The 10,015-nt window shown below is 65.5% G+C and carries 11 protein-coding genes; 5 read left to right on the top strand and 6 right to left on the bottom strand.

The annotated features are described in order from the left end of the window. Positions 1 to 2 precede the first annotated feature (2 nt). From E0501_RS16530 to E0501_RS16505, 5 genes are read left to right on the top strand one after another with little or no spacing between them, the layout of a single operon-like run. Positions 3 to 788: a DUF4198 domain-containing protein gene (locus tag E0501_RS16530; RefSeq protein ID WP_137702510.1), complete on the top strand. Its 786-nt coding sequence runs from the start codon at positions 3 to 5 to the stop codon at positions 786 to 788. A 3-nt stretch (positions 789 to 791) separates the two neighbouring features. After that, positions 792 to 1,409, top strand: coding sequence for a cobalt transporter CbiM (cbiM, locus tag E0501_RS16525; RefSeq protein ID WP_137702509.1), 618 nt, complete (start codon positions 792 to 794; stop codon positions 1,407 to 1,409). Further along, positions 1,406 to 1,975, top strand: a complete 570-nt coding sequence (locus E0501_RS21180) for a cobalt ABC transporter permease (RefSeq protein ID WP_161594641.1) — start codon at positions 1,406 to 1,408, stop codon at positions 1,973 to 1,975. The genes cbiM and E0501_RS21180 overlap by 4 nt, the downstream gene beginning before the upstream one ends. After that, on the top strand, positions 1,968 to 2,744 hold the full coding sequence (gene cbiQ, locus E0501_RS16510; protein ID WP_137702507.1) for a cobalt ECF transporter T component CbiQ: 777 nt from the start codon (positions 1,968 to 1,970) through the stop codon (positions 2,742 to 2,744). The genes E0501_RS21180 and cbiQ overlap by 8 nt, the downstream gene beginning before the upstream one ends. After that, positions 2,731 to 3,408, top strand: coding sequence for an energy-coupling factor ABC transporter ATP-binding protein (locus E0501_RS16505; RefSeq protein WP_137702506.1), 678 nt, complete (start codon positions 2,731 to 2,733; stop codon positions 3,406 to 3,408). Before cbiQ ends, E0501_RS16505 begins: the two co-directional genes overlap by 14 nt. A 49-nt stretch (positions 3,409 to 3,457) precedes the next feature. Here the strand turns inward: E0501_RS16505 and E0501_RS16500 are convergent, their stop codons facing one another. The 6 genes from E0501_RS16500 to rnc all read right to left on the bottom strand — a co-directional run bounded on the left by E0501_RS16500 (position 3,458) and on the right by rnc (position 10,012). After that, positions 3,458 to 4,552 carry an acyl-CoA dehydrogenase family protein gene (locus E0501_RS16500; RefSeq protein ID WP_137702505.1) on the bottom strand — a complete coding sequence of 365 codons (1,095 nt, stop codon included), beginning with the start codon at positions 4,550 to 4,552 and terminating at the stop codon, positions 3,458 to 3,460. Between the two features lie 13 nt (positions 4,553 to 4,565). Beyond that, the gene (locus E0501_RS16495; RefSeq protein WP_137702504.1) at positions 4,566 to 5,762 is read right to left on the bottom strand and encodes an acyl-CoA dehydrogenase family protein; all 1,197 of its coding nucleotides are present in this window, start codon (positions 5,760 to 5,762) and stop codon (positions 4,566 to 4,568) included. A gap of 10 nt (positions 5,763 to 5,772) precedes the next feature. Further along, positions 5,773 to 7,887 carry a 3-hydroxyacyl-CoA dehydrogenase NAD-binding domain-containing protein gene (locus E0501_RS16490; protein WP_137702503.1) on the bottom strand — a complete coding sequence of 705 codons (2,115 nt, stop codon included), beginning with the start codon at positions 7,885 to 7,887 and terminating at the stop codon, positions 5,773 to 5,775. Between the two features lie 143 nt (positions 7,888 to 8,030). After that, positions 8,031 to 8,363: a DUF1491 family protein gene (locus tag E0501_RS16485; protein ID WP_137702502.1), complete on the bottom strand. Its 333-nt coding sequence runs from the start codon at positions 8,361 to 8,363 to the stop codon at positions 8,031 to 8,033. Between the two features lie 66 nt (positions 8,364 to 8,429). After that, positions 8,430 to 9,335, bottom strand: a complete 906-nt coding sequence (gene era, locus E0501_RS16480) for a GTPase Era (RefSeq protein WP_137702501.1) — start codon at positions 9,333 to 9,335, stop codon at positions 8,430 to 8,432. After that, entirely contained in the window at positions 9,332 to 10,012 is a 681-nt protein-coding gene (gene rnc / locus E0501_RS16475; protein WP_137702500.1) for a ribonuclease III, read from the bottom strand. The genes era and rnc overlap by 4 nt, the downstream gene beginning before the upstream one ends. Between the last annotated feature and the right edge of the window lie 3 nt (positions 10,013 to 10,015).

Genomic DNA, 10,015 nt, shown 5'->3' with positions numbered 1-10,015 from the left:
ACATGCTGAAACGATTGATCCTTGCGGGGATCCTTGCCTGGCCGGGGGTGGCCGGGGCACATTTCCAATTGGCCTATTCGCCGCAAACCCAGCTGGAAAAGGCCGGTGACGTTCCGATCAAGCTGATCTTCTGGCACCCGTTCGAGAACGGCGCGGTGATGGACATGGGGCCGCCGCGCGCCGTCTGGGCGCTTCACCGGGGCGAGCGGATCGACCTGAGCGGGAGCCTGGCGCCGATCACCTTCACCGGCGCGCAGAATACGGGGCGAGCCTATGACGCGGTGCTGCCGGTCAAGCGGGCGGGTGATTACGTGATCGCGGTCGAGCCTGAGCCCTTCCTGGAAGAGGCCGAGGATATCTATATCCAGCAATTCGCCAAGGCCTACCTGAACCGCGCGGGCCTGCCCACCGACTGGGAGGCCGAGCTGGGCCTGCCGGCGGAAATCCTGCCCTTGTCGAAACCCTATAACCTGATCGCGGGGTCGAGTTTCACCGGACGCGTAATGGCGGATGGCAAGCCTGTGCCGGGGGCCGAGATCGAGGTGGAATACATCGCGGCGGAGCCCGACATGACGGAAAACCGCGCGGGGCCCGCAGCGGTGGGGCCGATGCCGGGAGGGGCCATCGTGATCCGCGCGGACGAGGCGGGCTATTTCACCTTTGCCGTGCCGCGCGCGGGGCACTGGGGCTTTGCCGCGCTGGATATCGGGCCGGTCAAGGAACACCAAGGCAAGCCGCTGAGCCAGGACGCGGTGATCTGGGTGCGCGCCTACGGGATGGGGGAGTGAGCCATGCATATCGTTGATGGAGCCCTGTCGAACCCGGTGGTGATCGGCGGCGCGGTCGTTGCCGCGGGGGGCATCGCGCAGGGGCTGCGCAGGCTGGAGATGGAGCGGATCCCGACGGCGGGAGTGTTGTCGGCCGCGTTTTTCGTGGCCTCGCTCATCCATGTGCCGATCGGGCCCAGCTCGGTGCACCTGATTCTGAACGGGCTGGCGGGGCTGGTGCTGGGCTGGGCGGCGTTTCCGGCGCTGTTCGTCGGACTGCTGCTGCAGGCGGTGTTCTTCGGGTTTGGCGGGTTGACGGTTCTGGGCGTGAACACGGTGCTGATCGCCGGGCCGGCGGTCGCGGTGCATTACATGTGCGGGCCTTTCACCCGGAGTGTGGCGCCGGGCCGGGCCGCCGTGGCGGGCGCGGTGGCCGGCGGGCTTTCGCTGGCGCTGACGGGTATGCTGGTGGCGCTGGCGCTGATGCTGACGGGCGAGGCGTTTTTCCTGGCGGCCAAGCTGGTGATCCTGGCGCATCTGCCGGTGATCGCGGTCGAGGCCGCGCTGACCGGGGCGGCGGTCTACCTGATGGCGCAGGTCAAGCCCGAGTTGCTGGGTGCATGGGCGGGGGCGCGGGCATGATCCGCGTGCTGGCCCTGCTGCTGATGCTGCTGCCGGGGGCGGTTTGGGCGCACAAGGTAATCGTGTCGGTCTATGCAGCGGGTGACATGATCGAAGGCGAGATCGGCCTATCCAGCGGCGCGATGGCAGGCGATGTTGTTGTCGAGGTTTTCGACGCCGATGGCACAAAGCTGGGTGAGACCGTGACCGACGCGGACGGGTTTTTCACCTACCGGCCCGAGCAGGCGGTCGCGCTGCATTTCCGCGCCGACCTGGGATCGGGGCACGTGGCGCAGGCGGTGATGCCGGTGGAGGATCTGCCGGAGGGGCTGCGCGCAGCGCCCGCGGGCGCGGTGCCGGTTGCGGCACAAACGTCGGCAGCCGCGCCGGTGGCGGCGGTCGACGAGGCGCGGATTGCCGAGATCGTGCGCGACGAGCTGCGCCCGCTGCGCCGCGAGATCGCGGCAATGAAGGACGAAACCGACCTGCGCGACATCCTCGGCGGGCTGGGCTTTATCGCCGGGCTGTTCGGGGCTGGGTTCTACATCGCGGCGCGGCGCAGGATGACGGGGCAGGGCGATGGCTGATGTCCTCGCCCGCCCGGTCGCCGCGCGGTCGCGCCATGGCTGGCTGACGCGGATCGATCCGCGGTTCCGGGTGGTCGCGGCGGTGGCCTTTGCCGTGGTCGCGGTGGCATTGTCGTCGATCACGGCACTGGTGGCGGCAATGGCGCTGGCCCTTGCGTTGATGGGCGCAGCGCGTTTGCCGGCGGGGCCGACGCTGAAACGCATGGCGGCGGTGGATGGGTTCATCATCCTGCTGGTGCTGATGCTGCCCTTTACCACGCCGGGCGTCGCGGCCTTTTCCATCGGGCCGCTGGTGGCAAGCTGGGCCGGTATCTGGACGGCGGTGGAAATCGCGCTGACGGCCAATGCGGTGATCCTGGCGCTGATGGCGCTGGTGGGCACGCTGGAGCCGGTGGTGATGGGCCATGCGCTGCATGCGCTGAGATGTCCCGAGCGGCTGGTGCAGCTGCTGATGTTCACCATCCGCTACCTTTCGGTGCTGCACGACGAATACCTGCGGATGCGCGCGGCGATGCGCGCGCGCGGGTTCCGGCCCGCGACCACGCGGCACACGTTGCGATCCTACGGATACCTGGTGGGCATGATGCTGGTGCGCGCGATCGAGCGGTCCGAGCGGATTTTGGGGGCGATGAAATGCCGGGGCTTTGCCGGGCGGTTCCCGATGCTGGAGACGTTCCGGGCCGGCCGGGCCGACTGGATCTTTGCTGCGGGATCTGCGCTGGCCTTGCTAGGTCTGGGCGGGATCGGGTGGGTCGATGCCGCTCTTTGATCTGCGCGATATCCACTTTGCCTATCCCGGGCGCGGTGAGGTTCTGAAAGGCGCCTCACTGGTGCTGGAGGATGGCGAGCGGCTGGCCATTACCGGGCATAATGGCGCTGGAAAATCGACGCTGCTGCGGATCATGGTGGGGCTTCTGCGCCCGGATGCCGGGACGGTGACGGCCTTTGGCCAGGAACGCGCAAGCGAAGCCGATTTCGTGCCGGTGCGGCGCTCGGCCGGGCTGGTGTTCCAGGATCCGGACGATCAGCTGTTCTGCCCCACGGTGGCCGAGGACGTGGCCTTTGGCCCGCTGAACCTGGGGCAGTCGCGCGACGAGGCGATGGCGCAGGTGGATTCGGTGCTGACGCTGCTGGACCTGATGTATCTGCGCGACCGGATCACACACAAGCTTTCGGGCGGGGAAAAGCGTCTGGTGACGCTGGCAGCGGTGCTGGCGATGTCACCGCAGGTGTTGTTGCTGGACGAGCCGACGAATGCGCTGGACGAAGAAAACGAGGCGCGGTTGGTCGAGATCCTGGAGGGGCTGCCGCAGGCGATGGTGATCGTCAGCCACGATCCGCATTTCCGGTCGCGCCTGGCGACGCGGACACTGCGGATGCAGGACGGGGTGCTGAGCGATCCGGCGCCGAAATGCCGGCATGCGGGGGGATGAAGAAAGGGCGGGCTGAAGCCCGCCCTACGCAGTCATGGCGGTGGTGCGCTCAGGCGGCCTTGCCCAGTTCGACGAAGCGGGCGAGGTGAAAATCCTGATCGCCCCATTCATGGTCGATCATGATGAGCCGCTTGGCATAGTGGCCCAGATCGTATTCCCAGGTCATGCCGATGCCGCCATGCATCTGGATCGACTCTTCGGCCACCAGCCGGCCGATGCGGCCGATGGAATACTTGGTCGCCGCCATGATCCGGGCGCGTTCGGCCCCCGAAAGGCCCATGGCGTTGGACGCGTTGATGACCGCGCTGCGCGCCTGTTCGATTTCCAGCAGCATTTCCGCCGTGCGGTGTTGCAGCGCCTGGAACTTGCCGATGGGCACGCCGAACTGCTTGCGGGTGCGCAGGTATTCGATCGTCATCTCGCGGATAGTCTGCATGATGCCCAGCGCCTCGGCCGAGAGGGCGAGGATGGCGCGGTCGGCGGCGTCCTGGAGCATGGCGGCGCCGGCGCCGTCTTCGCCCAGAAGCGTGCCCGGAGCGCCGTCAAGCGTGATCTCGGAGGCGCGGCCGCCTTCGACGGTGGTATAGCTGCGCAGCGCGACGTCACCGGGCGCCACCAGGAAGAGAGCGATGCCTTTGTCCGTGCGCGCCGAGACGATGAAGCCATCGCAGCCGCCGGCGTATTTCACCACCGTCTTTGTGCCGGTGAGTGTGAAGCTGTCGCCCGCGCCTTCGGCCGTGGTTTCGACGTGGTCCAGATCGTAGAGCGCCTGCGGTTCTTCGGCGGCGAGCGCATAGCGCGCGGCCCCGGCGATGATATTTTCCACCGCGTCCGATTGCCCTGCGGCGGCGAGGATAGGACCGGGGATCAGGGCGCTGTCCATCACGGGTTCGTTCACGAGCCGCTTGCCCAGTTCCTCGAACACGACGGCGATGTCGAAGCCTTCGCCGCCGAAGCCGCCCTGATCCTCGGGGAAGAGCGCGGCGATCACGCCCAGCTCGGCCATGCCTTCGTAATGCGCGGGCTGATAGCCTGGTTCTGCATTGCCGGCCTCGACGCGGGCGGCCAACGGATACTTGTCACGCAGGTAGCGGTCGATCGTGTCGGCCAGCATCCGGCGGGTTTCGGTATGGGTAAAGTCCATCGTGATGTCCCCCTCAGAGTCCGACGATCATCTTGGTGATGATGTTCTTCTGGATTTCGTTCGAGCCGCCATAAATGGTGGTCTTGCGGTGGTTGAAATAGACCGCCGAGGCGTTGTTGAAGCCTTCGGGCGCGACATGCGGGCCGTTATAGCCGGTCTCGTTCGCCTCGGGCGTGAGCGCGCGCGCCGAAGAGCCGAGCGCGCGGCGGGTGAGATCGGTCAGTTCCTGCTCGATCTCGGTGCCGAGGATTTTCAGCATCGAGCTTTCCGGCCCCGGTGCCCCGCCCGCTTCGGCCTGGGCCAGAACGCGCAGGTTGGTGATCTCCATGTTCATCAGGTCGATCTCGACCTTGGCCATGCGCGCGGCGAAATAGGGATCTTCGGACAGCGGCTTGCCCCCCCGTTTCTGAGAGGCGGCCAGCTCTTTCAGGCGGTCAAGCTCCTGGTTCGACTTGCCGACGCCGGCGATGTTGGTGCGTTCGTGCGTCAGAAGATACTTGGCATAGGTCCAGCCCCTGTTTTCTTCGCCGACCAGGTTTTCGACCGGCACTTTCACGTCGGTGAACCAGACCTCGTTCACCTCGCGGCCGCCGTCGATCGTCTGGATCGGGCGGACCTCGATGCCCGGTGTTTTCATGTCGATCAGCAGGAACGAGATGCCTTCCTGCGGTTTGCCTTCGGTCGAGGTGCGCACGAGGCAGAAGATCATGTCGGCGTGCTGGCCCAGGGTGGTCCAGGTTTTCTGGCCGTTTACGATGTAGTGATCGCCATCGCGCACGGCGGCGGTTTTCAGCGACGCCAGGTCCGAGCCCGCGCCGGGCTCGGAATAGCCCTGGCACCACCAATGGGTGCCGTCACACATGCGCGGCAGATAGTAATCCTGCTGTTCTTTCGAGCCGAACTTCATCAGCACCGGGCCCAGCATGCGCAGGCCGAAGGGCAGGATGCGCGGGGCACAGGCATAGGCCATCTCTTCTTCGAAGATGAACTGCTTGACCGGGCCCCAGCCTGTGCCGCCGAATTCGGCCGGCCAGCTGTAGGTGAGCCAGCCCTTGTCGTGCAGGATGAGCTGCCATTTCAGCATGTCATCCTTGGACAGGGGGGCATCGTGGCGCACCTTGGTGGCGATGTCCTCGGGGAGGTTTTCGCGAATCCAGCTGCGCACTTCGTCGCGAAAGGCGAGCTCTTCCTGGGTAAAGTTCAGATCCATTTCTGCCTCCTCAGGCTGCGGCGCGCTTGTTCAGGTCGTCGAAGGTTTCACCCTTCTCGACCATGTCGACGAGCAGTTGCGCCGGTTTCCAGAACTTGGGGTCTTCCTTTTCGAATTCGCGCAGATCGCTCAGCACGTTTTCAAGGCCGTACATGTCGGCGTATTTCATCGGCCCGCCGCGATAGCGCGGGAAGCCGTAGCCGAAGAGGAAGGTGACATCGATGTCAGAGGGCTTGAGGGCGATGCCCTCTTCCAGCACCTTGGCGCCTTCGTTGATCATCGCGGCGAGGTAGCGGCGGATGATTTCCTCCTCGGTGAATTCGCGCGGGGTGATGCCGAGATCCTTGCGGGCGTCGTCGATGATCTTCTCGACATCGGGGTTGGGCGTGCCGCGGCGGTCGCCTTCCTTGTATACATACCAGCCCTTGCCGGTCTTCTGGCCGAACCAGCCCTGTTCGCAGATGCGATCGGCGATGGTGCCGCTGTAGCGATCGTCGTTCGAGCGCGTCGCGGCCTTGTTCTTGCGGTTGGACCAGCCGATGTCGAGGCCAGCCAGATCACCCATGGCGTGGATGCCCATCGGGTAGCCAAAATTCACCAGCGCCTTGTCCACGTCATAGGGCGAGGCGCCATCTTCGACCATGTAGGCCGCGGCCCGGCCATAGGTGGCGAGGATGCGGTTGCCGATGAAGCCATCACAGAGACCGGCGCGCACGGGCACTTTTTTCATCTTCTTCGCCAGGTCGAATCCGGTGGCGATGGCATCGTCGCTGGCTTTCGACGGGATCACGATCTCCAGAAGCCGCATGATGTTGGCGGGCGAGAAGAAGTGCAGGCCGATCACGTCCTCGGGGCGCGACGTGGCCGAGGCGATTTCATCGATGTTCAGGTAGGAGGTGTTCGAGGCCAGCACGGCGCCGGGTTTCGCCACCTTGTCGAGGATGCCGAACACCTCTTTCTTGACGTCCATGTTTTCGAACACGGCCTCGATGATCAGGTCGCAATCGGCCAGATCCTCGTAAGAGGTGGACGGCGTGTAGCGCGCCATGATGGCGGCTTTCTGTTCCTCGGTCTTGCGGCCTTTCTGGACGTCGCGGGCATAGACCTTTTCGACATTCTGCTTGCCCTTGGCAATGCTGTCGTCGTCACGTTCGACCATGGTGACGGGCAGGCCGGCATTGAGGGCCGCCACGGTGATGCCCGCGCCCATCGTGCCGCCGCCGATGACGCCGATCCGGTTCAGCGGGCGCGGATCGGCGCGACCGTTTTCCGGCACCTTGGCGGAGGCGCGTTCTGCGAAGAAGGCATGGTTCAGGCCCTGTTGCTGCGGCGTGCCGAGGCAGGACATGAAGGCATCGCGTTCGTAATGCGAGGCGTCGAGCAGGGAGTGCGACAGCGAGTATTCCATCGAGTCGACCATGCGGGCGGGGGCGTAGAGGCCCCTGGCCTTTTTCACGACGCCGTTGCGAGCTTCCTCGAAAGCGGCGGCGTTTTCGGCATCGCTTCCGAGGCCCTCGGACCGTTCGGAGGTCTTGCGGGGGCCGGCGCCCTGGTCGATCAGTTCGCGCGCGAAGGTCTTGGCGTCGTCGAGCAGATCGGTTTCGGCCAGCCGGTCGAGAATGCCGAGCGAGAGAGCCTCCTGCGCGCCGACCTGGCGGCCGGAGACCATGATTTCCAGCGCGGTCGGGATGCCGGCGATGCGCGGCAGGCGGATGGTGCCGCCGGCGCCGGGCATGACGCCGATCAAAACTTCGGGCAGGCCAACGCGGCCCTTGGGGTCCGCGATGCGGTAATGCGCGCCGAGGCTGATTTCCAGACCGCCGCCAAGCGCGGTGCCGTGGATCGCGGCGATCACCGGCTTGGTGGTTTCCTCGATCCGGGTGCAGACCTCCCACAGTGCTGGGGGCTGGGGTTTTTGTCCGAATTCGCGGATGTCGGCGCCGGCAGGGAAAGTGCGGCCCTTGCCGATGATGATCGCGGCCTTGATCGCATCGTCGGCGTCGATCTCTTCCATCGCCTTGAAAAGGCCCTGCCGCACGGCGGTGCCGAGCGCGTTGACCGGCGGGTTGTCGACTGTGACCACGGCGATATCGCCGTCGCGGGTAAGGGTGACCTGATCGCTCATCGTGCGCATCCTTTTCTGAATCCTCCCGGGCGCACCGGTTGTCCGGCACGGGAGGCAATATGCCTTGCCCTGAGGTAAGGGAGCAACAGCGGCGCGCAAGCGATCGGTGGTTTCGCCGTTACGTCACCGCGCATGACGCGGCGTTATTCCCCGAGCCCGGGTTCATCGAGCAGGTGGCGGCCCTGGCGGTCCTCGACCTCGACCACCCAGAGATCCGGGTCGAAGCCGAGCTGTTTGGCGATCGAGGCGTCGACATCAACCTCGTCGCCGTCGACCAGCAGGTCCCACTTGCGCGAACCTGTCATCAAATCGAAGGTGCGGTGATAAGCGCACGCGCGGCCATCGAGCGTGTTGAGCTTGACCAGCACGGCGCCCGACGTGTCATCACCGTGCGAGGTGACGAAGGCCGGGATGTCGTACAGGCGAAGGCGGGCAAGGTAGGCATGTACCCAGAATTCGGCGGTCAGGCGTGACATCACCGGCCGCATGTGGGGGCCAGCCCCCACACCCCCGAGGTATTTCGGGTCAGATGAAGCAGGGGATCAGTTGCCATCTTTGAAGTCGAGGCCCATTTCGCTGTAGCGCTCTGATTCCTCCAGCCAGTTCGGGCGCACCTTTACCTGCAGAAAGAGGTGGATGCGGCGGCCGAGGAACTCTTCGAGCTCTTCGCGGGCGAGTTTCGAGATTGCCTTGATGGTTTCGCCCTTCTTGCCCAGAACGATGCCCTTGTGGCCGTCGCGGGCGACATAGATCACCTGGTCGATGCGGGCCGAGCCATCCTTGCGCTCTTCCCAGTTCTCGGTCTCGACGGTGAGCTGGTAGGGCAGCTCCTGGTGCAGGCGCAGGGTGAGTTTCTCACGGGTGATTTCGGCGGCGAGCATGCGCATGGGCAGGTCGGCGATCTGGTCCTCGGGGTAGAGCCAGGGGCCCTCGGGCAGGTTCTGGGCCAACCAGTGGCGCAGCGCGTCGGTGCCGTGGCCCTTTTCGGCCGAGATCATGAAGGTTTCGGCGAACGGGAACCTGTCATTGAGATCCTTGGTGAGTTTCAGGAGCGCCGGCGCCTCGACCTTGTCGATCTTGTTGATGGCGAGGGCGATCTTGCGGCCCTGGGGCAGGTCCTGCAGCCCTTCGAGGATTCGTTCGACGCCTTCGGTGATGCCGCGATGCGCCTCGACCAGCAGCACAATGATATCGGCGTCGGCCGCGCCGCCCCAGGCCGCGGCGACCATCGCGCGGTCGAGCCTGCGGCGGGGGCGGAAGAGACCCGGCGTGTCGACGAAGACGATCTGGCTGTCGCCTTCAAGCGCGACGCCGCGGATGCGGGCGCGGGTTGTCTGAACCTTGTGGGTGACGATCGAGACCTTGGCGCCGACCATGTGATTGGTCAGCGTGGACTTGCCGGCGTTGGGTTCTCCGATCAGGGCGACGAAGCCGCATTTGGTGGTCATTTCTCTACCTCGCCCAGAAGGGCCCTGGCCGCGGCCTGTTCGGCCTGGCGTTTCGATTTGGCGGTGGCGGTGGCGGCGTGGCCGTTATCAAGCCGCGCCTCGATGGTGAAGACGGGCGCGTGGTCGGGGCCTTCGCGTTTCATCTCGGTATAGACGGGCGGGGGCAGTTTTCGGGCCTGGGCCCATTCCTGCAGCGCGGTCTTGGCATCGCGGGCGTCGGTGTCGACGGTCCGTATCCGCTCGCCCCAGAGGGCGAGCACGAGGTTGCGCGCGGTTTCGAACCCGGCATCGAGATAGACGGCGGCAATCACCGCTTCCATCGCGTCGCCGAGCAGGGCCTGTTTGCGCCGCCCGCCTGACAGCATTTCGGAGCGGCCGATCTTGAGCACGGCGCCGAGATCGATCTGGCGCGCGACATCGGCGCAGGTTTCCTTGCGCACCAGCGCGTTGAAGCGCGGGGCGAGTTGCCCTTCGGTGGCCGAGGGATCGTGATCGAGCACGGCTTCGGCCATGGCGAGGCCAAGCACCCGGTCGCCCAGAAATTCGAGCCGCTGATTGTCATCGCGGGTGGGCGAGGAAATCGAGGCATGGGTCAACGCACGGATCAGCAGCGCCGGATCGGCAAAACTGTGCCCGAGACGGGTTTCGAATTCCTTAAGGTCGCGTGCGAGTTTCATGAC

The sequence above is a fragment of the Marimonas lutisalis genome (assembly GCF_005434965.1).
In the GTDB taxonomy this organism is placed as follows: domain Bacteria; phylum Pseudomonadota; class Alphaproteobacteria; order Rhodobacterales; family Rhodobacteraceae; genus Marimonas_A; species Marimonas_A lutisalis.
This window is presented reverse-complemented; position numbering and strand designations above follow the sequence as displayed.